Origin of the sequence: Dyella telluris, assembly GCF_014297575.1 — a bacterium.
GTDB classification, from domain to species: Bacteria; Pseudomonadota; Gammaproteobacteria; order Xanthomonadales; family Rhodanobacteraceae; genus Dyella; species Dyella telluris.
Genome location: NZ_CP060412.1, coordinates 1,680,359 through 1,706,040 on the forward strand (window position 1 = coordinate 1,680,359; position 25,682 = coordinate 1,706,040).

21 protein-coding genes are annotated in these 25,682 nt (G+C 66.4%); 14 read left to right on the top strand and 7 right to left on the bottom strand.

Annotated features, from left to right (window positions below; genetic code table 11):
* Positions 1–9: 9 nt before the first annotated feature.
* The 3 genes from H8F01_RS07690 to H8F01_RS07700 all read right to left on the bottom strand — a co-directional run bounded on the left by H8F01_RS07690 (position 10) and on the right by H8F01_RS07700 (position 7,027).
* Positions 10–2,385, bottom strand: a complete 2,376-nt coding sequence (locus tag H8F01_RS07690; protein ID WP_187058408.1) for a glycoside hydrolase family 31 protein — start codon at positions 2,383–2,385, stop codon at positions 10–12.
* The gene (locus H8F01_RS07695) at positions 2,385–3,956 is read right to left on the bottom strand and encodes an alpha-amylase family glycosyl hydrolase (protein ID WP_187058409.1); all 1,572 of its coding nucleotides are present in this window, start codon (positions 3,954–3,956) and stop codon (positions 2,385–2,387) included. The genes H8F01_RS07690 and H8F01_RS07695 overlap by 1 nt, the downstream gene beginning before the upstream one ends.
* Before the next feature lie 179 nt (positions 3,957–4,135).
* Complete coding sequence (locus H8F01_RS07700; protein ID WP_187058410.1) at positions 4,136–7,027, bottom strand: TonB-dependent receptor; 2,892 nt, start codon at positions 7,025–7,027, stop codon at positions 4,136–4,138.
* 507 nt (positions 7,028–7,534) lie between these two features.
* On the opposite strand from H8F01_RS07700, the gene H8F01_RS07705 reads away from it, so the two are divergent.
* The 7 genes from H8F01_RS07705 (at position 7,535) to H8F01_RS07735 (ending at position 16,252) form a co-directional block, all read left to right on the top strand.
* Positions 7,535–9,148 (top strand): alpha-glucosidase family protein, encoded by a 1,614-nt coding sequence (locus tag H8F01_RS07705; RefSeq protein ID WP_187058411.1) that lies wholly within the window; start codon positions 7,535–7,537, stop codon positions 9,146–9,148.
* 107 nt (positions 9,149–9,255) lie between these two features.
* A complete protein-coding gene (locus H8F01_RS07710) occupies positions 9,256–9,474 on the top strand; it encodes a hypothetical protein (protein ID WP_187058412.1) in 219 nt (72 codons plus the stop codon).
* A 102-nt stretch (positions 9,475–9,576) separates the two neighbouring features.
* Positions 9,577–10,767 (top strand): FAD-dependent oxidoreductase, encoded by a 1,191-nt coding sequence (locus tag H8F01_RS07715; RefSeq protein WP_187058413.1) that lies wholly within the window; start codon positions 9,577–9,579, stop codon positions 10,765–10,767.
* A gap of 93 nt (positions 10,768–10,860) precedes the next feature.
* Positions 10,861–12,816 (top strand): serine hydrolase domain-containing protein, encoded by a 1,956-nt coding sequence (locus tag H8F01_RS07720; RefSeq protein ID WP_187058414.1) that lies wholly within the window; start codon positions 10,861–10,863, stop codon positions 12,814–12,816.
* A gap of 183 nt (positions 12,817–12,999) precedes the next feature.
* Positions 13,000–15,195: a DNA helicase II gene (gene uvrD, locus H8F01_RS07725; protein ID WP_187058415.1), complete on the top strand. Its 2,196-nt coding sequence runs from the start codon at positions 13,000–13,002 to the stop codon at positions 15,193–15,195.
* 31 nt (positions 15,196–15,226) lie between these two features.
* Positions 15,227–15,796 (top strand): FUSC family protein, encoded by a 570-nt coding sequence (locus H8F01_RS07730; RefSeq protein WP_187058416.1) that lies wholly within the window; start codon positions 15,227–15,229, stop codon positions 15,794–15,796.
* A gap of 99 nt (positions 15,797–15,895) precedes the next feature.
* A complete protein-coding gene (locus H8F01_RS07735; protein ID WP_187058417.1) occupies positions 15,896–16,252 on the top strand; it encodes a hypothetical protein in 357 nt (118 codons plus the stop codon).
* Positions 16,253–16,287: 35 nt separating this feature from the next.
* Here the strand turns inward: H8F01_RS07735 and H8F01_RS07740 are convergent, their stop codons facing one another.
* From H8F01_RS07740 to H8F01_RS07750, 3 genes are all read right to left on the bottom strand, one after another.
* The gene (locus tag H8F01_RS07740) at positions 16,288–17,544 is read right to left on the bottom strand and encodes a heme biosynthesis protein HemY (RefSeq protein ID WP_187058418.1); all 1,257 of its coding nucleotides are present in this window, start codon (positions 17,542–17,544) and stop codon (positions 16,288–16,290) included.
* Positions 17,541–18,641, bottom strand: a complete 1,101-nt coding sequence (locus tag H8F01_RS07745) for a uroporphyrinogen-III C-methyltransferase (RefSeq protein WP_187058419.1) — start codon at positions 18,639–18,641, stop codon at positions 17,541–17,543. The genes H8F01_RS07740 and H8F01_RS07745 overlap by 4 nt, the downstream gene beginning before the upstream one ends.
* A gap of 78 nt (positions 18,642–18,719) precedes the next feature.
* Positions 18,720–19,487 carry a uroporphyrinogen-III synthase gene (locus H8F01_RS07750; RefSeq protein ID WP_187058420.1) on the bottom strand — a complete coding sequence of 256 codons (768 nt, stop codon included), beginning with the start codon at positions 19,485–19,487 and terminating at the stop codon, positions 18,720–18,722.
* 114 nt (positions 19,488–19,601) lie between these two features.
* On the opposite strand from H8F01_RS07750, the gene H8F01_RS07755 reads away from it, so the two are divergent.
* The 3 genes from H8F01_RS07755 to H8F01_RS07765 all read left to right on the top strand — a co-directional run bounded on the left by H8F01_RS07755 (position 19,602) and on the right by H8F01_RS07765 (position 21,131).
* The gene (locus H8F01_RS07755) at positions 19,602–20,084 is read left to right on the top strand and encodes a YiiD C-terminal domain-containing protein (RefSeq protein WP_187058421.1); all 483 of its coding nucleotides are present in this window, start codon (positions 19,602–19,604) and stop codon (positions 20,082–20,084) included.
* A gap of 72 nt (positions 20,085–20,156) precedes the next feature.
* Complete coding sequence (locus H8F01_RS07760) at positions 20,157–20,570, top strand: hypothetical protein (RefSeq protein WP_187058422.1); 414 nt, start codon at positions 20,157–20,159, stop codon at positions 20,568–20,570.
* A 108-nt stretch (positions 20,571–20,678) separates the two neighbouring features.
* On the top strand, positions 20,679–21,131 hold the full coding sequence (locus tag H8F01_RS07765) for a rhodanese-like domain-containing protein (protein WP_187058423.1): 453 nt from the start codon (positions 20,679–20,681) through the stop codon (positions 21,129–21,131).
* A 48-nt stretch (positions 21,132–21,179) separates the two neighbouring features.
* Here H8F01_RS07765 and H8F01_RS07770 read toward each other — a convergent pair whose 3' ends face one another.
* The gene (locus H8F01_RS07770) at positions 21,180–22,247 is read right to left on the bottom strand and encodes a 2Fe-2S iron-sulfur cluster-binding protein (protein WP_187058424.1); all 1,068 of its coding nucleotides are present in this window, start codon (positions 22,245–22,247) and stop codon (positions 21,180–21,182) included.
* 73 nt (positions 22,248–22,320) lie between these two features.
* Here H8F01_RS07770 and H8F01_RS07775 point away from each other — a divergent pair, with 73 nt between their 5' ends.
* From H8F01_RS07775 to H8F01_RS07790, 4 genes are all read left to right on the top strand, one after another.
* On the top strand, positions 22,321–22,761 hold the full coding sequence (locus H8F01_RS07775) for a hotdog fold thioesterase (protein WP_187058425.1): 441 nt from the start codon (positions 22,321–22,323) through the stop codon (positions 22,759–22,761).
* The gene (locus H8F01_RS07780) at positions 22,758–23,705 is read left to right on the top strand and encodes a serine/threonine protein kinase (RefSeq protein WP_187059207.1); all 948 of its coding nucleotides are present in this window, start codon (positions 22,758–22,760) and stop codon (positions 23,703–23,705) included. The genes H8F01_RS07775 and H8F01_RS07780 overlap by 4 nt, the downstream gene beginning before the upstream one ends.
* A 187-nt stretch (positions 23,706–23,892) precedes the next feature.
* A complete protein-coding gene (locus H8F01_RS07785) occupies positions 23,893–24,327 on the top strand; it encodes a hypothetical protein (protein ID WP_187058426.1) in 435 nt (144 codons plus the stop codon).
* 144 nt (positions 24,328–24,471) lie between these two features.
* Entirely contained in the window at positions 24,472–25,647 is a 1,176-nt protein-coding gene (locus tag H8F01_RS07790) for a class I SAM-dependent rRNA methyltransferase (protein WP_187058427.1), read from the top strand.
* Positions 25,648–25,682: the final 35 nt, after the last annotated feature.

The following is a 25,682-nucleotide window of genomic DNA, read 5'->3' on the forward strand; positions in this document are numbered from 1 at the left end:
ATCCGCCACTCACGGCTGCACCGCCTGGGTCGCCAGTTCGATGTTCTGCACCTTGCCTGCGTCGATCTTCACGTACGTCACCTCACCAAACCGATCACGACCCTGCACCCAGCCTTCGCCATCCGATGCACGCAGGGCTTCCGGGCTCGGCGCCTGTGCCATCGCCTTGCCGTCACGGCTCACCGACGTGGCCGGATCGCCATGAATGGCCAGCACGTAGTTGCGCAGTGCGGGCTTGAAGCTGCCTGTCGGCGCGGCGGCGCGGAAGCTCACCTTGCCGGCATCGCGACGAACGGAAAGACCCTGCAGGGCATACGCGCCCTTCTCGTAAGCGTAGGTCTCGCCATCGTCGTCGTAGACATCGAAGCTGGTCAGCGCAGCGGACGGAAATACCTGCACGTCCAGCGACGTTACCGCCTGCTGGCCCACGTAATCCATTACCGGTTGCTGCGGGATGATGGCGCCCTCGCGCACGAACAGCGGAATGTCGCTCCAGTGCTTTGCATCGACGCCGAGCGTGACATCGCTGTCGCCGTCGTACGCCTTGCCGTCGAACCAGCCGATCCACTTGCCCTTCGGCAGGCGCAGGTGTTTGATCGTCTGGCCCTGCTCCACGACGGGCGACACCAGCAGGTAGTCGCCGAACATCCACGCATCGATGCGATCGCGCTGGGCCGGATCCTGCGGATAGGCAAACTGCAACGGGCGCACCAGCCCCACACCATCGGCGTGCGCGTGGTACTCGTAGCTGTAGATGTACGGGATCAGCGAGTAGCGCAGGCGGATGGCGTCGGTCGCGGCCTTCTCCGCCACGGGACCGTACACCCAGGGCTGGCGCTTCTGGCCGAAATCACCGTGCACGCGGAACACCGGGGTGAACGCGCCGAACTGGATCCAGCGGGCGTAGTTCTCGTCGGTCGGGCGTGGTGCCTTGAAGCCGCCACCGTCCATGCCCCAGTGCATCGCACCCACGTCGAAGGCAGCGAGCATGCGCTGGCGTTGTGCCGCCATGCTGGCGAAGCCGCTCTGGATGTCGCCCGACCACACGCCGTACGCGTAGCGCTGCGAGCCCAGGTAGAAGTTGCGGTTCACCGACCACACGCGTTGGTCGCTGTGCGCGCGCTGGCCGTCGTACATGGTGCGCTGCATGTTGAGGAACTGGGTATCGACGCCGCTGTCGTCCGCCTCGTCGTTCCACCACCCCACGATGCCGGTGTCGAACGACTTCTTCAGCGCATCGTTGAAGAACCAGGCGCGCACTTCCGGCTTGTCGAAATCCACATCGCGCACGGGCTTGTGCGAGAAGTAGTCCGGCGCTTCCTTCGACTGCGCCAGCCAGAAGCCCTTCTCGGTCGCTTCGCGGCCTTCCACGGTGTTCACGTGCAGGCGCGGCTTCATGATGCCGGTCATGTGCATGCCGCGCTGGTCCATTTGCGCCTTGAGCTTGCCGTCCGGACCGTCGGGAAACTTGTCGGTGTTCCAGCGAAACTCGCCCATGTCCTCACCCCACGCCTTCCAGTCGAAGTCGAAGGTGAAGTTGTCGATGGGAATGTGCTTGGCGCGATAGGTATCCACCAGCGCCAGCGCTTCCTTCTGGTCGATGCCCCACTGGCTGTTGGTGAAGCCCATGGCCCATTTGGGGAACATGGGCGACGCGCCGCTAAGCTGGCGCATCTGTGCGAACAGCGCATCGGGCGCACCCACCAGCAGGTAGATCGTGCGCACCGGCGGCGCGGGCGGCGGCGCCAGCGCTGCATCTTTGTGCTTCGTCACCGGTGCGGCCTGGATGCGGATATCCGTGGCGGACAGGTCGAAGCGCGCCGGCTCGGCATCGGCGAGCACGCCGTAACCGGCGGTGCTCCATACGAACGGCGCGCCGGTGTGGCCTTGTTCCCCGGCCGTGGCGATCTGCCTGCCTTCGCGCAGCAGGTTGCCCGTGGCCGGATCGAAGGCATTTAGGCCACCGATGCCGTACTGCGGATCACCCTTCGCGTGACGCAGTGACCAGTGTCCGTCCATAGCCCGCGACAGGTCGGCACTGAGCAGCAAGCGGCCCGCGGGATCTTCCACGCGCAGCTCGGCACGGCGTGGATTCCAGTGCACGGCAAGTGCCGCAGAACGCAGGATCTGTTCGTCGCCCTGCGATTCGCGGCTCACCTCCACCGGATCGAAGCTGGCCTGCTCGTCGATCACCGGTGTCGCCGGCTCGCGGGTGCCATCCACCCGCAGCTGGACGATGCCTGGAGCCAGCAGACGCAGCTCCAGCTTGCCCTTGGGCAAGGCCAGTTCCATGCGATCCGCGCTGGCGTCGTTGCGCACCGCCATGACCACCGGCGCGGCGGTCATGGCGGAAAGCAGGGCGAGCGCGAGCAGACGTGCGCGCATCAGTGCAACACCACGGTGCTGTAGGCGGGAAGCGTGAGGCTGCCGTTGTCCAGCGTGGCCTGCGTCTTGGTGGTCATCAGCACGGTGGCGTCCCTGGGCAGAAGATCCGCCTTAGGTTTCCACACCGCGTCCTTGCCGGAAAGGTTGTGCACCACCAGCAGCTTCTGCTTGCCGTCGTTGCGCCAGTACGCCACCAGGTTCGGTTTGCCGGTGGCCAGCACGGTGAGGTCGCCGTCGCGCAGCGCGCTGTTCTGCGCACGCCAGCTGATCAGGGTGCGATAGGTGTTGTACAGCGAGTTCGGATCGTCCTGCTCCGCCTGCACGGAAACGGCCTGGCCCTGGTTGACGCTGGACGGCTTCCAGCGCGACTCGCCCGGACCTGCCTCGCGCTGCCAGCGCATCGGCTCGCGCAGGTTCTCGTCCGGCTTCTTGCCTTCCATGCCCAGCTCTTCGCCGTAGTAGAGGTACGGCCGGCCCGGCAGGGTCAGCAGCATCGCCGCCGCCATGCGCATGTGGTCGACGTTGCCGTTGAGGCGGCTCATCACGCGTTCCTGGTCGTGGTTGGACAGGAAGGTGGAATCGATGTGCGGGGCGTCCCCGGCCACCTTATAGGCATCGTAGGTGTCCTTGAGCAGCTGGCCGAGCTTGCCGGCCTTCTCGCCCTTGGCGCTGACGATCAGCTGCTCCGCCAGCGGGAAATCGAAGATCGAACCCAGCGGCTTGAGATACGGGGCCAGCTCCTTGGGCGAGGTCGCGCTGACTTCACCCACCAGGGTCACTTTCGGGTTCGTCTTCTGCAGCGCCTCGCGGTACTCGGTCCACCACTGGACGTTCTTCTCCAGCGCCTTCTCGCTGTGCACGTCCGACTTGAAGTCGACATAGATGTGCTTGGCGGCATCCAGGCGGAAACCGTCCACGCCCTTGCCCAGCCAGTACTGGCCCACCTTGATCATCTCGGCACGTACGGCCGGGTTGTCGTAGTTGAGGTCCGGCATGTGGCCGCCGAACACGCCGATGTACCAACCATCGCTGCCGGCGTGCCAGATCGGCGTATCGGTAGCGCTGAGGGCCTTGAGATCCGGCTTGGTCGAGGTCCAGCTGTACCAGTCGCGATGCGTGTCGTTGGGGTTCTGCGCTGCCACGAACCACGGATGCGTGTTGCCGGTGTGGTTGATCACCATGTCCATGGTCACCGCGATGCCGCGCTTGTGCGCTTCGGCCACCAGCTTCTCCAGGTCGGCTGTCGTGCCGTACTGCGGGTTGATGCCGTAGTAATCGGTGATGTCGTAGCCGTGATAGCTCGGCGAGCTGTTGATCGGCATCAGCCAGATACCGCTGATGCCCAGGTTCTTCAGGTAATCGAGCTTGGCCGTGACGCCATTGAGATCGCCGATACCGTCGCCGTTGGTGTCATACCAGGCGCGCACGAAGATTTCGTAGTAGACGCCCGAAGGCTGGACGTTCGCGGCGTGTGCCGACGGGGCGTCGGCGGCGCTGGCTGGCGTCGTCCCGGCACCAAGGGCCAGGGAGAGGGCGAGCGCGAGAGAACTGAACAGGCGATTCCGGGACATGCGTTGCTCCATTCGTAGGCCGCGGGCCTTCGACGGAACGGTACACCGGAACGCAGACATCGCATCGGACCGGAAACCGCCACGCCGGGCCTCGCGGTGTGTACGCCGTACCGGCAAGGAACCGGCACGACCCCAAAAGCATCGCGCCGGCCCCTTGCGGAGGCCGGCGCGATCGTGGCTTACAGCTTGAACTCGACGCCGAGGTAGGTCGTGCGGCCGAAGTACTGGATGGTACCGGTCTGCGACGGATCGGAGCCGAAGTAGGTGCGGGTGGGCTGGTTGCTGATGTTCAGCACCTGCACCACGGCGCGCCACTGGTCGGTGAAGGCATACGAGGCCTGGAAGTCGTACACCGTTTCCGCCGCGAACGTGACCATCTGGTTGTTCACCGCCATCTGCGTATCGGAGGCGAACTTCGAACGGTAGTTGCCCGAGACGCGGGCCGAGAACGGACCGTAGTCGTAGAACACCGCCGCACTGGCCACGCGCTTGGACAGGCCCGGCAGGCTGAGGTTCGCTTCCGCGCCGCCCAGGTTGTTCGGGTTGCGCACGTTGCTGGTGGTGAGGGCGAAGTTCGCCTGCACGCCCAGGCCCGACCAGATGCCCGGGAAAATGTGGTTCTTGGCGAAGGCCATTTCCAGACCCTTCACGCTGCCACCGCTGGCGTTGTACGACGTCTGGTACTCGCCGTTGAGGTACGGCTGGCCCGTGGTCGGATCGGTCGGCACGGTGATGCCGGCCGCGGCGAAGTCGTAGTTGTTGTAGGTCACGTCCTGGATGAACGAGTCGATGTGCTTGTAGAACACGCCGGTGCTGAACATGCCGGACTGGTCGTCAAAGTAGTGCTCGTAGCCCAGGTCCCACTGGAACGCGCGCAGCGGATCCAGCAGCGGGCTGGTGCCACCCCACACGTTGTACTGGCCGTTAGACACCCACGAACCCGAACCGGCCAGCATCTTGTTGATCGGCGGACGCGCCAGCACCTTGGCGGCCGAGAAGCGCATCTGGTCGTCGTCGGTGAGGTGGTATGCCAGGTTCAGCGACGGCAGCCAGTCGGAATAGGTCTTGCCGACATGCAGCGGCGCGTAGTCGTAGCTGGTGTAGCCGTTGCCGTCGGTGATCGGCACGCCGGCACCGTTGCCCACCTGCTGCAGGCCATCGCTGTACTGCTTCTGGTGCGAGTAGCGCATGCCGACGTTGCCGGTCAGCTCGTGACCGAACACTTCCTGCGCATCGATATCGGCCTGGAAGTACAGGTCGCGGGTCTGCTCATCCACCGAGCCGCTCTGGATTTCAGACCAGCTGTTCTTGTTGATGTCCTTCACCGGGTTGGCAGTGATGCCGTGCGCGGCGAGGATGGCAGCGCCATTGAGCTGCAGGAAGCACGGATAGCTGGCGAAATCACCCTTCCAGCAGCGCACGCTCGCGGCGCTGGACGGAATGGTCAGCGGCAGGCCGGCCGTCTTGTCGGTGCCCCACTCCGAACCGTAGACGTACACTTCGCGGTCGGCATTGTAGGTGTGGTTGTTGATGTAGACGCCTGCTTCCAGCGCCGAGAACCACGAGCTGTTGGGCAGGTCGTACTTCACGTCGGTGCGGAACGCCTTCATCTTGTCGTGATAGATGTAGGGGTAGACGCCGTAACGCGACAGGCCCATGTCACTCAGGTTGGTGTACGTGCCCGGATTGGCGAACGACACGGTGCCGAGGCTGCGACCGGCCAACTGATAGGTGGTGGACTGCGCCATCAGCGACGGGGTGGCCGTGCCGAGGTTGTTGTACGGATCAGCCGTGGTGTCCACGTTGATCTCGTCGCTGCTCGCACGGGACAGCGACACGTCGGAGTTGACGTGCCACGGGCCGTGGTTCCACTTCATGTTGAGGCCACCAGAGAACACGCTGGTGTTGGTGGTGTAGTTGTCGGCCGTGGTCTCGTTGGAGAACTGGGTGGTGCCGTCACCGGACACCGTGCCGCCGGTCATCGTGCCGTACGGGCCAAGCACCGCGTTGGAAATCGTCGCGTTGCCGCCGTAGATGTTCTGCGTACGGAAGCCGTAGCCGAACGAGCTGTCCTTGAACTTGGAGTAGAACGCGTCGGCGCCGAACTGCAGTTCGTCGGTGGCCTTCCACACCACGGTGGCCATCTCGCCGGTGCGGCGCTCGCTGCCGCCGTTCTGCTGCACCTGCAGGCCCTGGGTCAGGTAGGCGTACTGGCCACTGGGCAGCTTCGTGAGGTTGCCGTCGGAGGCTTCGCCGACGAACTGCTCGGCCACATGCGGCTGGTACATCTGCGCCACGCCCAGGCCCACGCCCAGGGTGTCGTTGAGGAACTTGCCCTGCCATGCGGCGCTCAGTCGGTAGCCGGTGGAAGGCGCACCCGCCACATCGCTCGCCTGGCTGTTGTAGCTGCCACGCGCGTCGATGTTGAGGTTCTGTTCCTTCGGCGCATTGAGCGGGTTGGCCGTTTCCATGGCGATGGTGCCGCCCACGCCGCCGGTGACCAGCGATGCCTGCGAGGACTTGTACACCGTGGCCATGTTGATCAGCTCGGACGGGTACTGGTCGAACTGGATGTAGTTGCTGCCGCTGGTGGACGGCTGCTCACGACCGTTCAGCGTGGTCTGGATGAAGTTGCCCGAGAGGCCGCGGATGTTGATCTGCGAGGCCTGGCCGGCAATGCGCTCGGCCGAGACGCCCGGCAGGCGCGTCAGCGCATCGGCAATGGACTGGTCAGGCAGGCCGCCGATGTCGGCCGCGGTGATGACGTTCTGGATGGTATCGGCGTAACGCTGGTAGTCGATCGCCTTTTCCATGCCCTGGTTGTAGCCCGTTACCGTGATGGCACCGAGGCTCTTGGCCAGCTGCTGATCCTGCGTTTCCTTGGACTTGTCGTCCTTCTTGGCGGTCTGGTCGCCCTGCTGAGCAGGTGCAGCCTGATCGCTGGTCGCGCCATTGGTGGCGGCAGCGCCGGCCACGTTCGCGCCCGTATCCGTCGGCATCGCGTTAATGCCGGCCGTGAAACACAGACCGGACGCCAGCGCCAGGGCCAGCACATTACGTTTCAGTTCCACCGTCTTCCCCTCCCACGGGTTTGCACTTCACTTGGTTTTGTAGTTGCCGACTGCAGTCCCCACAGACTGCGCCGGGCTACGCGCCAGCACATGCCGAATGATCGGAGGGCCCCGTCGCGTGGCGGCCATGGTAGGGCTGCAAGAAAGAGCGAACAGGCCCTTGCATACGTATTCATACCCCGGTTTTTTTGTGCACCTTTGACAAAAATCCAACAGTCGCCTGCCAGCTCGCGTGCGCACCGATGCACATGCCTGCCATGGCGGTATTTCTGAGAAAAGCGGCTGGCATCGCGGTTTTCCTCGCGCCGACCGCAACCGCCGGGTGCAATTTCCCGGGGTGCAAACGCATCGCTTTGCGTCCTGCTGCATCGCAATAACGGCATTTTTTGAATACGTATGCAAACGAAGCGCCCGCTTCGCACTCTGCCTTTAAGCTGCCCCCCGCGCTTCGCTCGGACATCAAGTCCTGTGTGCAGCGCTCGCATCGGGCGGGAATGGGACTAGCGAATGAGTCAGGCACCTTGGTGGCGCGGCGCCGTCACCTATCAGATCTATCCACGCAGCTTCATGGACACCAACGGCGATGGCGTCGGTGACCTGCCCGGCATCGTCGACAAGCTCGACTATGTCGCGAGCCTTGGCGTGGACGCGATCTGGATTTCGCCGTTCTTCCGCTCGCCCATGGCGGACTTCGGCTACGACATCGCCGACTACCGCGAAGTCGACCCGCTGTTCGGCACCAATGACGATTTCGACCGCCTGCTGGCCAAGGCGCATGCGCTGGGCCTGAAGGTGATGATCGACCAGGTGCTCAGCCACACCTCGGTGGAACACGCCTGGTTCAAGGAAAGCCGCGAGAGCCGCGACAATCCCAAGGCGGACTGGTACGTATGGGCTGATGCCAAGGACGACGGCACGCCGCCCAACAACTGGCTGTCGCTGTTCGGCGGCTGCGCCTGGCAGTGGGAGCCGCGCCGCGGCCAGTATTACCTGCACAACTTCCTGACCTCGCAGCCCGATCTCAATTACCACCACCCCGACGTGCGCCGCGCGGTGCTCGACGAGGTGAAGTACTGGCTGGACAAGGGCGTCAACGGCCTGCGACTGGACGCGATCAACTTCTGCTTCCACGACCGCGAGCTGCGCGACAACCCGCCCAAGCCCGAGGAAAAGCGCGTGGGCCGCGGCTTCAGCCCGGACAACCCGTACGCGTTCCAGTACCACTACTACAACAACACGCAGCCGGAGAACCTCGCGTTCCTCGAAGACCTGCGTGCCTTGATGGACCAGTACGAAGACGTTGCCGCCATCGGCGAGATCTCCTCGGAAGACTCCCTCGCAACGACTGCCGAGTACACGAAGCACGGTCGCCTGCACATGGGCTACAGCTTCGAGCTGCTCACCGATGACTTCAGCGCCGATTACATCCGCGGCACGGTGCGCAATCTTGAAGCGCAGATGCTCGAGGGCTGGCCGTGCTGGGCCATTTCCAACCACGATGTGGCGCGCGTGCTCACCCGCTGGGGCAACGGCGACGCCTCGCCGCAGCTCGCCAGCCTGCTCAGCGCCATGGTGTGCTCGCTGCGCGGCTCGGTGTGCGTGTACCAGGGCGAAGAGCTGGGCCTGACCGAGGCCGAGGTGCCGTTCGAAGCCCTGCAGGATCCGTACGGCATCACCTTCTGGCCGACCTTCAAGGGTCGTGACGGATGCCGCACGCCGATGCCGTGGGACGGTGGCGTCAACGCCGGTTTCAGCGTCGGCGAACCCTGGCTGCCGGTGCCCGCGGAACATCGCGAACTGGCGGTCACGCTGCAGGACGCCACGCCCGAGTCGGCGCTCAACGGCTTCCGCCGCTTCATGGCCTGGCGCAAGACGCAGCCGACGCTGCGCTGGGGCGACATCCAGTTCATCGACACGCCCGAACCGGTGCTCGCCTTCACCCGCAAGCACGGTGACGACACGCTGCTGGTGGCGTTCAACCTGTCGAAGCAGCCGGCGGAACTGCCGCTGCAAGTGGGCAAGCTCACCGCCGTCGACGGCCACGGGCTGAGCCAGGGCATCGCCACCGATGCGGGCATCAGCCTGCCCGGCCATGGCGCCTTGTTCGCCAGGATCGACTGAACCACCGCTTACCTCCCTCGACGGCGGACACCTGACTTCATGCCGCCGTCGACTTTTCTTTCTCCCTCTGCTCCTATGATCGGCGTCCCGATCCATAGGAGTTTTCCATGCGCGCAGTGCTGATCCTTGTTGGCCTGATCCTTCTGGCCGGCGGCATCTGGGTAATGGCCGGCCACGGCAGTTACCAGACCACCGACACGCTGGTGCAGATTGGTTCGGCCAAGGTCACAGCCACCCACGACAAGGCCCTGCCGCAGTGGGCTGGCATCGCCGGCATCGCCGTGGGCGCGCTGCTCGCCCTGGGCGGATTCCTCAAGAAGGGTTGACGTTCGAGCGCCGTCATTCCGGCGCTCGCCCCCTTTTGTGGGGCAGGCCGGCATGACGAGCATGTAGGCTACGGGTTTCCCCCTCCCCACCGGGAACGGACCATGGAACGACGCACCTTCCTGCGCCAGGCCGGCGCCACGCTGGCCGCAGCCTCCACGGCAGGCCTTGCCGCGTGCGCGGGGCAGCGGGTGGAACCGACCCAGGCTTCGGGCACCACCTCGCCCACCCTGCCCCTGATCCGCGCCAACACCGACCGCATCACCGGCGTGTACGTGTGCACACGTCCGTTCCGCGCGGAAGGTCCGCGCATCGAAACGCAGAAGCTGGGCAAGAAGACCGTGGTGCACAACTACGGGCATGGCGGGAGCGGCTGGTCACTGTCGTGGGGCTCGGGCACGCTGGCCCTGCAGCTGGTGCAGGCCACCGGCGCGAAGGAACTGGGCGTGATCGGCTGTGGCGCCATCGGCCTCACCACGGCCCTGCTCGCCCAGCAGGCCGGACTCTCCGTGCGCATCTACGCCAAGGCGTTTCCGCCGGACGTGTTCTCCATGCGCGCCTCCGGCCTGTGGACGCCCGACTCGCGCATCTGCGATGCCACCCATGCGCCCGCACTGGCCGATCGCTGGGAAATGATGGCGCGCCTTTCGTACGCGCGTTACCAGAGCATGCTCGGCCTGCCGGGCAAGCCCATCGAGTGGATCGACGGCTACTCGCTTTCCGATGCGCCTTTCGGCAAGTTCCACGGCGATGTGGCGGATGAACCGGAGTACGGCGAATTCGCCGACCGCGTGCGCGATCTCACGCCGCGCTCCGTGGAGCTGCCGCCGGGCAGCCATCCGTTCCCGGAACCGAACGTGCGTCGCTACACCACGCTGATGTTCAATATCTCGAGCTACGCCAGCTACCTGATGAACGAGTACATGGCGGCGGGCGGCAAGATCGAGATCCGCGAGTTCGAGCATCCCGAACAGCTACAGTCGCTACCCGAACACACGCTGGTCAATGCCACCGGATACGGCGCGCGCGCCCTGTTCGGCGACGAATCGGTGGTGCCCGTGCGCGGACAGACCGCGCGACTGATTCCGCAGCCCGAAGTCACCTACGGCCTGCGTACGGACAACCTCAGCGTGGTGCCGCGCAGCGACGGCATCCTGGTGCAGGTGATCGGCGACACAGGGAACTTCAACAACCCCGACATCACGCCACATCGCGAGGTATCGGAGGCCGCCGTGCGCGAGCTGGCCGACATCGTGGCGAAGATGAAACGCGACCCGGCGCACGTTCCCGGCTGAAGACTCGCTGACGCGCATTGACGCGACACAGACGCCGGGCAAAGTACGGCGCGGCATACTGTTCGCCTGCCGCGCCGTTTCAAGGAGTCATGCATGCACGCCGTCGCGACCACTGTGGTGAATCGGGTCCCGTGGCGCCAACGCGCGGCGGCGCTCGCGTTCATGCTGCTTCCGTCCATGCTGTGGGCGCAGGCGCAGATCCAGATCGTGCCGCTGCCGGAGGCGAAACACGCCGCCGTCACCCAGCTGGGTGCAGCCGACCTCAGCGCCGCCGACGTGCAGCCCTGGATGGACGGCGAAATGAATGGCGTGATGCAGAAAGGCAGCGTCACGGGTGCCGTGGTCGTGGTGGTGAAGGATGGCGAGATCCTTTTCTCCCGGGGCTATGGCCATGCGGACGCGGCCGGGCAGAAGGCCGTCGACCCGGCGGACACGATGTTCCGTGTGGGCGCCATGTCCGGCGCGGTCACCGCCACGGCGGTGATGCAGCTGGTGGAGCAGCACAAGCTGGACCTCGACGCGGATGTGAACCGCTATCTCGACTTCACCATTCCGCCTTATGACGGCAAGCCGGTGACGCTGCGCGACCTGCTGACCAATACCGCGGGCTTCGAGGATGTGCGCAAAGGGCTGTACGTCACCGATCCCAAGCGCGTCGACGAGGACGAGCTGGGAATGCATCACGGCTCGCTGCTGCCGACGCGAATCTATCCCGTGGGTACCGTTCCCGCATATTCCACGTACGGCCTGGCGCTCGCCGGCTATATCGTGCAACGCGCGTCGGGCCAGCGCTTTGTCGAATTCACCGGGCGGCACATCTTCGAGCCGATGGGCATGCAGCACACCACCTTTGCGCAATCGACGCCGTTGTGGCCGAACGTCGCTTCAAACGCTGGCCCGGCAGGAACACCTGCGCTCATCAGGAAGCTGGTGGTACCCACACCCGCAAACGGCCTGGCCACCAGCGGCGAAGACATGGCGCGCTTCATGATCGCCTACCTGCAGTTCGGCCGCGCCGGCAACACGCAGCTGCTGGAACAGGCCACAGTGAAGCAGATGCAGGACGGGCAGCGCGCGACGATTCTCGGCCTGCCCGGCATGGCGCTGGGCTTCGCGCACCGGGATCGCGACGGCCAGGTCGTGCTCGACCAGGACGGTGATTTCAACGAATACCACAGCCTTCTCACGCTGTTTCCGGAACACCACACCGGCCTGTTCATCGCCACGGCCGGCGGTGATGCCGGACCGTTGCTGCGCCCCCTCGCCGAGCGCTTCTCGTCCCGCTATTTCCCGCCGCTGCCGCAACTCAAGCCCGCCACGCTGGGCACCCACAAGCAGCACTCGGCGCAGCTGGTCGGTCGCTATACCTCCAGCATCACGTCGCAGAGCAACGTGCTCGCCCTGCGCGACCTGTTCCTGCAGAGCGAGATCACGCTGGCCGCCGATGGCTCGCCGGTGACGCCCATGTTCGGTGCCGCGCACTGGCGCGAGGTGAAGCCGTACCTGTGGAAGGACGACACCACCGGCCGCTGGCTGGGCGCACTGGTGCGCGATGGCAGTGTGCGCATGCTTTCCACCGACGTGCTGTCGCCCACGGAGGCCTACCTGCCCGCCACCGGCCCCACGCCGGGCGGCGTCCGCCGCGTGCTGTCGCTGTTGCTCGCGGTCTTCGCGCTGGTCGCGCTGTCATGGCCGCTGATGGCCTGGCTGGGTCGGCGCCGCGCCGCGCTGGCGTTGCCGGACGATGACATGCGCGGGTATCGCCTCAGCCGGCTCACCGCCTTGCTCTACCTGCTGTTCGCCGGCGGCTGGTGCCTGATGTTGCCGCGACTGGGGACGCTGCATCTGGAGTTTCGACTGGCGCTGCTGTTCCTGGTCGGTTTGCTGGCCGTGCTCGGCACGCTGCCGGCAGCATGGGAGACATGGCGCGCATGGCGTGGCGGCGCCTGGTGGCGACGTATCAGCAGCAGCCTCCTGCTGCTGGCCTGCCTTGGCGCCATCGCGTTTATCGTGCAGTGGCATTTGTTGAGCCTTGATCCCGGTTACTGATGAGCCCGGCCTGCAGCACCGCCTCCTTGTAGGAGCGCACTAGTGCGCGACAGGTGACTGCGGCCATTCGGGATGCCAGATGATGTGGCGCGCTGCCGTGCCGCGGTCGCGCACTAGTGCGCTCCTACAGGGGATTTTGGGCCGTTCGGGACCGATCCAGCCCCGCCCGCTACAATAGGCAGGATGGATGTCTCCCACCTGATCGACAAGCTCAACGACGCGCAGCGCGAAGCGGTCTGCGCGCCTCCCGGCAACTACCTCGTGCTCGCGGGCGCCGGCTCCGGCAAGACGCGCGTACTCACCCACCGCATCGGCTGGCTTACCCAGGTAGAGGGCATTTCGCCGTGGGCGATCCTTGCGGTGACCTTCACCAACAAGGCCTCGGGCGAAATGCGCGCGCGCCTGGACCAGCTGATCCCGGGCGGTACGCAGGGCCTGACCGTGGGTACGTTCCACGGCATCGCGCACCGGTTGCTGCGCCGCCACTGGCGCGAGGCCGGCCTGCCGGAAGGCTTCCAGATCCTCGACGCGGACGACCAGCAGCGCATCATCAAGCGCGTGATCGCCGGTCTGGGCCTGGACGAAGCCCGCTTCCCGCCGCGCCAGGCCACCTGGCAGATCAACCAGTGGAAGGACGAAGGCCGGCGTGCCGACAGCATCGAGCATCGCGATCACCCGATGACGCGCACGCTGGTGCAGATCTATCAGGCGTATGAAGAAGCCTGCCGCCGCGCGGGCCTGGTGGATTTCGCCGAACTGCTGCTGCGCGCGCACGAACTGTGGCTGCACAACCCGGCCATCCTCGAGCACTACCGCGACCGCTGGCGTTACCTGCTGATCGACGAGTTCCAGGACACCAACACGCTGCAGTACGCGTGGATCCGCGTGCTGGCCGGCAACACGGGCCAGGTGTTCGTGGTGGGCGATGATGACCAGGCCATCTACGGCTGGCGCGGCGCCAAAGTGGAGAACGTGCAGCAGTTCCTGCGCGATTTCCCCGGCGCCAAGACCATCAAGCTGGAGCAGAACTACCGCTCCACCTCCACCATCCTCAAGGCCGCCAACAGCGTGATCGCACGCAACGGCGGGCGCCTCGGCAAGCAGCTGTGGACGGATGGCGGCGAGGGCGAGCGCATCGCGCTGTACGCCGCGTACAACGAGCAGGACGAAGCGCGCTTCGTGATCGAACGCATCCGCGAGTACGTTGCCGAGCACGGCGAGGCGCGCGATTGCGCCATCCTCTACCGCTCCAACGCCCAGTCGCGCAATTTCGAAGAACAGCTGATGCAGCGGGATATCCGCTTCCGCGTGTACGGCGGCCAGCGATTCTTCGACCGCGCGGAAATCAAGGACGCACTGGCCTACCTGCGCCTGTCCTCCAACCGCCAGGACGACGCTGCCTTCGAGCGCGCGGTGAACACCCCGCCGCGCGGCATCGGCGATCGCACGCTGGACGTGCTGCGCCGTCGCGCACGCGTCGAGAACAGCTCGATGTGGGAGGCCTCGCTGAGCGAGCTCAGCGGCGGCAAGGAACTGGCCGGCCGCGCGAAGAACGCTGTGAAAGCCTTCCTCACCATGATCGAGGACATGGCCCGCGCCTTTGCCGGCGCCGGCACGGGCGACGCGCTGGCGCTGGCCGAACAGATCGACCACGCCATCACCCACACCGGCCTGCGCGACTTCTACGAGAAGGACAGCCGCGGCAACGCCGAATCGCGCGTGGAGAACCTGGACGAACTGGTCAACGTCGCCAGTCGCTTCGAACTCACGCCGGACGATGAGGAAGCCGGCCTGAGCGAACTGGCCGCCTTCCTGTCGCACGCCGCGCTGGAAGCCGGCGAAGGCCAGGGCGAGGCCTGGGACGACTGCGTGCAGCTGATGACGCTGCACTCGGCCAAGGGCCTGGAATTCCCCGTGGTTTTCCTGGTCGGCATGGAGGAAGGCCTGTTTCCCAGCCAGCGTTCGGTCGAGGACGAAGGCCGACTCGAAGAAGAGCGCCGCCTCGCCTACGTGGGCATCACCCGCGCCCGCGAACGCCTGTTCATCACCTATGCCGAATCGCGCCGCATGCACGGCGTGGAAATGCTGGCACGCCCGTCGCGCTTCCTCGCCGAAATTCCGCCGGAGCTGATCGACGAGGTGCGTCCGCGCGTGCAGGTAAGTCGCCCGTTGTATGGCGCACGCCCTACCGGCGGCTCAAAGTCGCTGGAGGAAGCCATGCCGCTGACGCTGGGCCAGCGCGTGAGCCACCCCAGCTTCGGCGAGGGTATCGTGGTGAGCGCGGAAGGCAGCGGCGCGCACATGCGCATCCAGGTCAATTTCGCCAGCAGCGGCAGCAAGTGGCTGGTCTATGCCTATGCCAACCTGACGCCACTGTAAGCACCCCTGGGGCACGACAAGGCAGACGACCATGAGCGACCAGCCTTCACTGCGCGACAACCTGCGCCAGCTGTTTGACGTGCAGCAGGGCATGGCCTTTGTCTATCGCCACCTGCCATGGACGCACCGCCTCATGCAGGGTGCATGGTTCGCCTTGCTGGCCCTGCTGGCCGCCAGCGCTTCCTACGGACTGGGCCTGCTGCTGCATACCCAGCAGGCGTTCTGGGCAGCACTCACCGCCATCGCCGTCACCCAGCAGAACTACATGGATACGCGCGCCTCCTCGCGCGACCAGATCATTGGTGCGCTGGTGGGCGGTCTGGCCGGCTTCGGCGCCGTCCTGCTGCTGGGCGAGCAATACAGCGCCTACGTGGTGGGCCTGGTCGCGGCCATCGGCGCGTGCTGGACGCTGGGCGTGGGCAGCGCGGCGCGACTCAGCGCCACCACCACCACCATCATCCTGCTGGTTCCGCACTCCGGCTCGTTCTGGCTGATCGCACTGACCCGCGTGGGCGAGGTGGCGCTGGGCATCGCTTGTGCGCTGGCGGTGGTGGCCGTGGCCGAGCGCGTGCAACGCTGGTGGGTGCGGCCGGTGGAATGAGCCGGATATCATCTGGCCGCTAAACGCACGAAACTTCGACCGGAACCGGCGCCCTTTGCGCAAGCTCCCAATGTCCAGGCATTCGATACGGGCCACGCCATGACGAGCGAAACCTCCGGCGACATCGCCGACACCAGCCGAGCGCGACTGGACCACGACATCTGCGTGCACATCTTCACGGCATCGGCGGCGATGGTCGGCGTGTGCCTGACCGTCATCGGCATCCTTCGCGTGGTGATCTCGCTGCGCAAGGAAGACATGCTCGGCGACGACCTGCTCGCAGTGAACGCGATGCTCTACCTGGCCTCCTGCCTGCTGTCGTACTGGGCGCTGCGCACGCGCAACCGCGGTCGCAACCATCGGCTGGAACACATTGCCGACGCGATCTTCCTCGTGTCGCTGGTATTCACCGCGGTCAACGCAGGATTCATCACCTGGGCGATTTCGGCCAGCTGAAAAAAAGCCGCTTCGGATCGAAGCGGCTTTTTGTCTTACTCCGGCAGCCTTGGCACGCCGTGTTCGCTGCGTTCTTCCATGGCGATGGGGCGCGTATCCAGCCGCGGGGAACGTGCATTCTGCGGCAAGGGCTCAACCGCTTCACCGCGGGCCAGCGCCAGTGCGTTGCGGTAGCAACGCTGGGCCAGCGCAGCATCGCCCTGGCCGGCGTGTACATCGCCCAGCGCTTCCCATGCACCGCTGCTGGGCGTGAGCGCGAGGGAGCGTTCCAGATACTGCGAGGCCTTGCCCCACAGGCTCAGCCGCACGCACATGCGACCCAGCGTGAGCAGCAGCGCGGCATCGTTCGGGTGGCCATCCAGCCACGACTCGGCACGGCGCAGGCGTGCCTCGATATCGTCACCGCCGAGCGAACCATAGGTTTCGATCAGCAGCGGTGACCATTCGCGACGCAGTGCGGATTCCACTTCATCCATGGCCGGCAGCACCATGCCGAACGAGGCGGCCTGGCGTGCATAGGCGTCGATGGCGGCCGGCACGCGGCGTTGCGCCTTGGGCAGCTGCGACCACAACGTATTGAGCGCGGCGGCATCCGGTGCGCTGCGCAGCGACGCGGCAAGCACCTGTGCTTCCAGTGCGGCAAAACTCTTCGCGCCGAGCGCACCGCTCTTCTGCAGTGGCTCCAGCGCCTGGCGCGCGCGGCGCGTATCGCCACTGGCCAGACCGGCCAGCGCCAGTTCGCGCCAGCCACCCGGGGTGAGGTTGCCCGCATCCGCGTCCGCGGCAAGCAGGTTCACGGCCTCGGTGGCGCGGCCTTCACGACGCAATACGCGTGAGCGCAGCACACGCGCGGCACGCGGCGCGACCTGGGCGGCTTCGTCCAGCGTGGTCAGTGCGCGGCTGTTCTCACCGCGACGCGACGCCGCTTCGGCGGCGGCCAGCAACGCAGGGCCGCGTATGGCATCGAGGCGCGATGCACGGTGCAGGTCGCGCTCGGCGTCGCCATGTCGGCCTTCCATCAAGGCCTGCAGGCCTTCGCTCATCTTCTTGCGGCTCAGCCGGCGATGACGACGCGTGAACGCGCCGAACGGCCAGCGCACGGCAAACCACAGCGCGCTGAGCAGCGCCCAGGCCAGCAGCAGGATGACCACGGCGGCCACCACCGTCGTTTCCGCCTGCCAGCCACGCAGCTGCACCAGCACATAACCGGGATCTTCAGCCACCCAATGCCAGCCGAACGCGGCCAGTGCCGCGACGATCACCAGCAACAGAATCCAGCGCCACAACTTCATGGCCTGGCTCCGACCGAGCTGCTGCTCGCGGGCTTGAGCGCATGCACCGCCCGCAGGTTGCGCAACTCGCCGAGTGCGGCGCCCAGCTGCACCGGTGCACCCGGCGCCTGGGCGATCAGCGATGCCAGCTGCTCGCGGGCCTGCTGCACCGGTGCGGCTGCCTCGTCGAACTGCCCGGCCAGGCCGGCGTCGGCGCGCTTGAGCGCAGCGATATAGGCATCGCGATCGGAAGCCAGCAGCGCGGCCTGCGCCTGTGCAAGGTCAATGGCGGTGAGCTCGCGTGCAAAACGCGCATCGGCCACCGACAACGGCGCGCCATTCGTGCGCTGCACCTTCACCACGTTGTTCAGCGCACCCATGATGCGCGACCAGCCGCTGCCCGATGTATCGTTGGCCGTCGAATCCAGCGGCTTCAGCGGCAGCTCGGTCATCGACGCACGCAGATGGCTCAACGTGCTAAGTGACGTATCGAGATTGCCCGCCTTGCTCTTGGTCAGCGCTTCGCGCTCCGCACCGATGCTCTGGCGCAGGCCGGAGAACGCGTCGTCGTTGACGGCAGCCAGGGCCTGGTCCGCCAGTGCATAGGCATCCAGGGCGCCCTGCGCGTCGTGGAACAGGTCGTAGCGTTCCTTGGCCATGCGCAGCAGCGACTCGGTTTCATCGAGCAGCATGGCGTCGTGGCCGGACAGCGTCTTTTCCGACAGCTTGGCCACGGCATCTTCAAGATTGCGCATGCGCTCGGCCTGGCCCAGCACTTCCTCGCGCAGCGAGCGGTTTACCTGATCGGCATCGCCCAGGCGCTGGCGTAGCAGGTTGCGTTCGCTGTCGCTTGCGCTGAACGCGCTTTCCAGCGTGTCCACGCGCTGCTTGAGTGCATCGGTGGCGGCATGGTTGGCCACGCTGCCCTGTTCCTGCTGCCACTGGCGCCAGCCCACATAGCCGGCGCCGCCCGCGGCCACCAGCGAGATCAGCAGGGCAACCGCCAACGTGCCGCTGCCGCGACGTGCCGGTGGCGCCGAACGGGCCGGGCGGGAAGAGGTATCGGAACGCGTACCCTCGGGTGCGCCGCTTTCGGGGATGGAGTCGTCTTGGCTCATGCGAGACATGCTAACAGCCCACCGCGGGGTGCTCGCATCAAACGGGCGTGAAAGTCGGCGATGCCGCCACCAAAACCGCTAGGAGCGCGCTGCCGCAGCCAGCAGGTTTTCAGACAATGCCGAATCGGCGACCTCGATGCGACGGAACCCGGCCTCGCGCGCAGCCACCGCGAGGCGATCACTGCTGGCCACTGCCACCGCGCGGCAGAGATGAGTGAACACGTCGGCGGGCAAGCCTTGCCTCAGGTTATCGAGCGCTTCGGCGCTGGACAGCAGCACGCGTGCCTCGGCCGGCAGCTGCATCACGGCTTCGAGCTGGCGACGTTGCCAGCGCGGCGCGCCGCGTCGATACACATGCACTTCGCGCAAGCGCGCGCCGCGCGCCAGGAACTCGGCGCACAACACACCGCGTCCACCGGGCGCGCCGATCAGGGCAACGCGTCGACCGCCCAGATCGGCCAGTGCGGGATGCGCCAGCAGCCCCTCGCTGTCCTGACTGCCCGCCGGCACCAGCGCCTGCAACCCATGCCGACCCAGCGCGCGAGCGGTCCCCCGCCCCACGGCCACAACCTGTGCCCGGGTCGCCAGGGGAGCCAGTCGCGCGGCAAAACGCACGGCAGCCGGGCTGGTGAACACCAGCAGCTCGTCAGCCAGGGCCTGCTGCAGCGTCGCGGCCACCTCCGTGCCGGTCATGGCCTGCAGCGACAGGCCCGGCAGCAGCAGGGCCTGGCCACCCAGCCGACGCACCTTGCGCGCCAGCGGCGAGCCGGTGCCGGCCGGGCGCGTGACCACCACCACGCGGCCATTCAGCAGGTGCTCGTCGAGTGCGCTGCGTCGCAAGTTCATGGGCCGCTCCGGGGAATGGCAGCGAGTGTAACGGCCATGCGCCTGCGGATGGTCTGCCTTCCTTCGTAAACTACCCCTTCCCCCTCGTTTCCCCACTCTTTGTTACCCCATACGATGAGCACCACCGAAAGGCACACCCTTGCGCGCAAGCTGGTCACGTTCATGCGCGATGAAATCCCGCTCGCGCAGAACATGGAACTGAACCTGCTCGATTGCGACGAAAACCACCTCGCCCTGGCCGCGCCACTGGGCCCCAACATCAACGACAAAGGCTGCGCGTTCGGCGGCAGCCTGGTGAGCGTGATGACGCTCAACGGCTGGAGCCTGGTCGAACTGGAGCTGCGCATGCGCGGGCTGGCCTGCGATGTGTTCGTGGGTGAATCCACCGTGCGTTATCTGGAGCCGGTGTGGGACGACTTCGTCAGCGAAGCCCGGCTTTCCGACGGGGCCAGCTGGTCCACCTTCTTCGACACGCTGGCCGCCCGTGGGCGCGCCCGCATCGAGGTGTCGTGCCGGGTGCCCGGCACCGGCGAGAAGCCGGCGGCCACGCTGGAAGGCCGTTACGTGGCCAAGCTGCGGTCGCCCGACGCGGTGTGAAAACGCGGCCTGCGTGACGACAGCGTGCCTGCGCTTTGGGCACAATGCGGCCATTGCCCAAGGGGAAGGCTCATGCGTCGCATCCTGGTTCCGCTTCTCACGCTGTCCCTGCTCGCGCTCGGTGGTTGCGCCACCGACCAGCGCAAGGACCAGCTCACTACCACGCTCAACGCCTACGCCAGCACCGTGCGCTGGGGCGATTTCAACGCGGCGCTGCATTTCGTGGACCCCAAGGTGCTCGAGGAACACCCCATCCCCTCCGTGGAGATGGCGCGCTACCAGCAGTACAAGGTCAGCGGCTACGACGAGGGCAACGGCCCGGTGCCCAACGGCGAGTTCGAAGTGCACCAGACCGTGCAGATCAACCTGGTCAACGTGAACACCCAGCACGAGCGCACCGTGACCGACCACCAGACCTGGCATTTCGACCAGGCCAGCAAGCACTGGTACCTGGTATCGGGCCTGCCGGACATCAGCCAGCCCTGAGCCGGCGGGGCAGTCCGGGGCGTGCCTCGCCCCCGGACCGCCCCCGCCCTATAATCGCCCGTTCTCTCCAACCTGCGCGGCCCAGACCGTGCCTGCGGAAACCAACGAATGAGCGATGTCCTGCACAAGCTGCCCGAGTTCATCGGCCACAACCTGGCGCTTGCCGCGCTGTTCCTGATCCTGCTGCTCGGCCTGATCGTCGTGCAGCTGATGGTCATGCTGCGCAAGTACAAGGAGCTGACCCCGGCCAGCCTGACCCTGCTGATCAATCGCGAGGGTCCGCTGATGATCGACCTGTCCGCCTATGCGGACTACGAGAAGGCCCACGTGCCGGGCTCGCGCCATGTCGCGATGAGCCAGTTCGACCCGGAGCACAAGGACATCGCCAAGGCGAAGGACGTGCCGGTGGTACTGATCGACAAGGACGGCCGTGGCGCCAGCGACAAGGCCGCACAGCGCCTGGTCAAGGCCGGCTTTGCCAAGGTCTACACCCTGGGCGGCGGCGTGATCGGCTGGCAGGCGGCCCAGCTGCCGGTGGCCAAGGGCAAGAACCCGGGTTGATGGTTCCGCCGGGCGGGGGCGCCACGCCCTCGCCCGCAGCATCGCGACTTACAGGCCGACGATGCCTGCGCGGTTGCCGAGAATCTGCGCCAGCACGTCGGGCGCGTAATCGAACGAATCGTAGTAAAGCCGCTCTTCCGGCAGTCCTGCCCCGGTAAAGAGCTTGCGCCCCACGTCGATCATGGCCGGTGGACCACTCATGTAGACGTCGTAACCGGCAAGATCCGGGTGATCCTGCAGCACGGCTTCGTGCACCAGCCCCGCGCGGATGCCACTGGCCAGCGCCTGCTCCGCATCCGAGATCACCGCGTGGAAATGCAGGTCATGCCCCACGTCGGCCCAGCGCTCGGCCTGCCCGCGCATGTACAGGTCCGCCGCGTGCCGCGCGCCCCAGTACACATGCATCGGTCGGCGCGTACCCAGGGCGATGAAGTGCTCGACAATGGCCTTCACCGGCGCAAAGCCCGTGCCACCCGCCATGAAGATCATCGGCCGTTCGGCATCCTCGCGCGGCACGAAGGTGCCCAAGGGGCCTTCGATGCGCAGCGCGTCACCGACCTTCAGTGCATCATTCACCCACGAGGTGAAACCACCGCCGGCGACGTGACGCACGTGCAGCTCGATGGTGCCGTCAGCCTGCGGATGGTTGGCGATGGAAAACGGGCGACGACGTCCCTCGTCCAGCAACACGTCCAGATACTGGCCCGGCAACCAGGTCAACCGCGCATCCGGCGAGGCCGGCGTCAGGTGCAGGCCGATCACGTCCGGGGCCAGCATCCACTTGCGCGAGACCACCACGTCCACCTGGCGCCTGGCAATGTCCTCCACCGAGGTGACTTCGCGCGCCTCTATGGTGAGGTCGCTGCGCGGCACCGCCTGGCAAAGCAGGATGGCGTGTTGCGCAGGCGACGTGCCACTGAGCGCCACCGGCGGATTGCGCGGGTAGTCGCAATAGCCGTTGACCAGCGTGGCCTTGCAGCTACCGCAAACACCCGCGCGGCAGGAGTACGGCAGGGCAATGCCGGCCCGCTGGGCGGCCTCCAGCACGGTTTCGCCGGGTGCAACCGGGAAATGCCGGCCAGTGGATTGGATAGTGACAGTAAACACAGGGCGCATTGTCGCGGCGTAAGCGTCCATCGACAATGAGGGCCCCCACCCCCGATCACAAGCTTTCCGCGGAGAGAACCCCATGGCCATCTGGAAACAGGACACCTCGCTCGAGCGCATCAACGGCTGGAGCGCCAACACCATGATGGAAACGCTGGGCATCCGCCTCACCGAGGTTGGTGACGACTGGTTGCGCGGTACCATGCCGGTGGACCACCGCACCCACCAGCCGTATGGCCTGCTGCACGGCGGCGCTTCGGTGGTGCTGGCTGAAACGCTGGGCAGCACGGCCGCCATGCTCACGCTGGATCCGGCGCAGGAAGTGGCGGTGGGCCTGGATATCAACGCCAACCACGTGCGTGGCGTGCGCAGCGGCATCGTCACCGGCACCGCCCGCATGGTGCATATCGGCCGAACCACGCAGGTGTGGGAAATCCGCATCGAAACGGAAGCCGGCGAACTCGTGTGCATTTCGCGCATCACCATGGCGGTGATCCCGGCACGCGTGGTGGCGCCGCGTTGAGCATCGAAGCGCCCTACGCCACGCTGGATCCGGATCATGTCCTCGATGCCGTGACCGCCTGCGGCCTGTGGCCGGACGGCCGCCTGCTCGCGCTCAACAGTTACGAAAACCGCGTGTGGCAAGTGGGCATTGAAGACGCCACGCCCGTCGTTGCAAAGTTCTATCGCCCGCATCGCTGGAGCGACGCGGCCATCCTCGAAGAGCATGCCTTCGCCCAGGAACTGGCCGAGGCCGATATTCCCATGGTGGCACCGCTGGTGTTCGGCGGCCGCACCCTGCTGCATCACGACGGCTTCCGCTATGCGCTCACGCCGCGCCGTGGCGGACGCGCGCCGTCGCTGGAATCGCCCGAGCAGCTCGAATGGCTGGGGCGATTGATCGCGCGCATCCACAGCACCGGAGCGCGGCAGTCGTTCGAACACCGCGGCCGTATCGATCGCGCCACGCTGATCGAACAGCCGATGCAGGCGGTACTGGCCTCGACCCTGTTGCCTCCTTCGCAGCATGCCGCGTATCGCTCGGCGGCTGAGCGCGTAAACCGCGCGGTGACTGACCGTTTCGAAGCCGTCGGCCCGGTGCGCCAGCTGCGCCTGCATGGCGACTGCCACCCCGGCAACGTGCTTTGGACCGATGCCGGCCCACACTTCGTCGACCTCGACGACGCACGCATGGGCCCGGCGGTGCAGGACCTGTGGATGCTGGCCAGCGACGAGAAGGCCATGAACGCCCTGCTTGACGGCTACCAGCAGATGCGCGAATTCGACTTCGGTGAACTCGCCCTGGTACCCGCCCTGCGCGCCATGCGCCAGCTGCACTACGCCGGCTGGATCGCCGCGCGCTGGCACGATCCGGCCTTTCCCGCGGCGTTTCCTTTCGCGGCCGAACCGCGTTGGTGGGAGCAGCACATCGCCGACCTGCACGAACTGGCGGACGAACTCATGTAGGAGCGCACCCTGTGCGCGACCAACCCGCGGTGAGGAATCGACATGGCGCTGCGGTCGCGCACAGGGTGCGCTCCTACGAGGGAGTCGCCACCCGAGCTGTACCCCGACCAACAAACTGCCAAGCCGCACCGCCAACACCCGCGTGCCGATCCGCTAAGCTCGCGGCTTTCGACCCGGGGCTTCATTCGTGCGCAATTTCCTTTTCCGAGTGATCGGCATCCTCGAAGTGGCCGGTGGCTTCTTCGGCATGGTGGCCATGCTGCGCCGGCTGCTGCCGCTGGGTTCGCACGACTCCATCGTGGCGTTGATCGGATTTGCGTTCTACGCCTTCGTGATGGTGGCCGGCGCACTGCTGATGGAAAACAGCGAGCGCGGCGTGGTCTTCTCCGAGTGGGCCCAGCTGCTGCAGCTGCCACTGATCGCCACGCCCCTCCTCAGCTACGGCTTCCATTGCGGCGCGTTCGTGAACGTGTACGCCAGCCTGCACCTGCCGGTGGCGTTGGGACTGGACTGGCACGTGGGTAGCGAGGGCTTCCTGCTCGCCGTGGGTGGGCCATCCGTGTCGAGGCTGGGTATCAACCTGCTGGCCCTGCTGTCCTGGCTGGCGCTGCGCTTCCGCTGAGCGACGCCTGCCCGCCTCATCGGTGCGGAAGCGCGCCCTGTGCGCGACCACAGAGCCCTGTCGATACCGCTCCGCTCCCGTCGCGCACAGGGTGCGCTCCTACAAAACCACGGCTTGCGGGGGCCTAGCGGGTATCATGGGCGAATGAATACCCCCGCCTCTCCCCTCCCCGTCATCCGCCTCAAGACCGATCGCACGCCTGGCCACCCCTGGGTGTGGTCCGCGCAGGTGCATAAACCGGAGACCCGCGTGCCGCCCGGCAGCGTGGTCGACGTGGAGGACGCCAAGGGCCGTTTCGTCGGCCGCGGCTTCTGGAATGGCCACGCACGCATCGCGCTGCGCCTGCTGACCAATGACCCCACCGAGGCCATCGACGCCGACTGGATCGCCGCCCGCATCGACCGCGCCATCAACCTGCGCAAGGACCTGCTGGAGCTCGACCGCGTCAGTGACGCCTGGCGCGTGGTGCACAGCGAAGGCGACGGGCTCTCCGGCCTGGTGGTGGACCGCTACGCCGACATCCTGGTGATCGAGTATTTCGCCGCCGGCATGTGGCGCTTCCGCGAGGCCATCCACGCCGCGCTGCTGCGCCACTTCCCGGGCGCACGCTTGTACTGGTTCGCCGAGAACCACGTGCAGAAGCAGGAATCCTTCGACTGCCGCTCGCCTGAAGCCCCGGCACCGGTGGAAGTGCACGAACACGGCCTGCGCTTCCACGCCGCCCCCGGTTACGGCCACAAGACCGGCTTCTTCGCTGACCAGCGCGAGAACCGCCATCACTTCGCGCGCCTGGCCAAGGGGCGCCGTGTGCTCGACCTTTGCTGCAATGCCGGCGGGTTCGCCGTGCATGCGCTGGCCGCCGGCGCCGCGTCGGCCACCGGCGTGGACATGGACCCGGGCATCCTGGAGATCGCCCGCGCCAACGCCGCCGCCAATGACGTGCCGGTGGTGTTCGAAGCGGCCGACATGTTCGACTGGTTGCGCGGCGCCATCGCCCGCGGCGAGCAGTACGACGCGGTGATCGTGGACCCGGCCAAGCTCACCCGCGACCGCAACAAGGTGGTCGATGCGCTGAAGAAATACTTCGCCATGAACCGCCTGGCGCTGGACGTGATCCCGCCCGGCGGCCTGCTGCTCACCTGCTCGTGCACCGGCCTGGTCAGCGAGGCGGACTTCCTGGAGATGCTGCGCCGCGTGGCGCTCAACGCCGGGCGCGAGATCCAGGTGCTGCATACGGCGGGCGCCGGTGCGGACCACCCGTTCCGCAGCGATGTGCCGGAAGGGCGTTACCTGAAGGCGGTGTTCTGCCGGGTGATGTGAGCTCCACGCTCCCTCTCCGCCATGCACCCTCACCG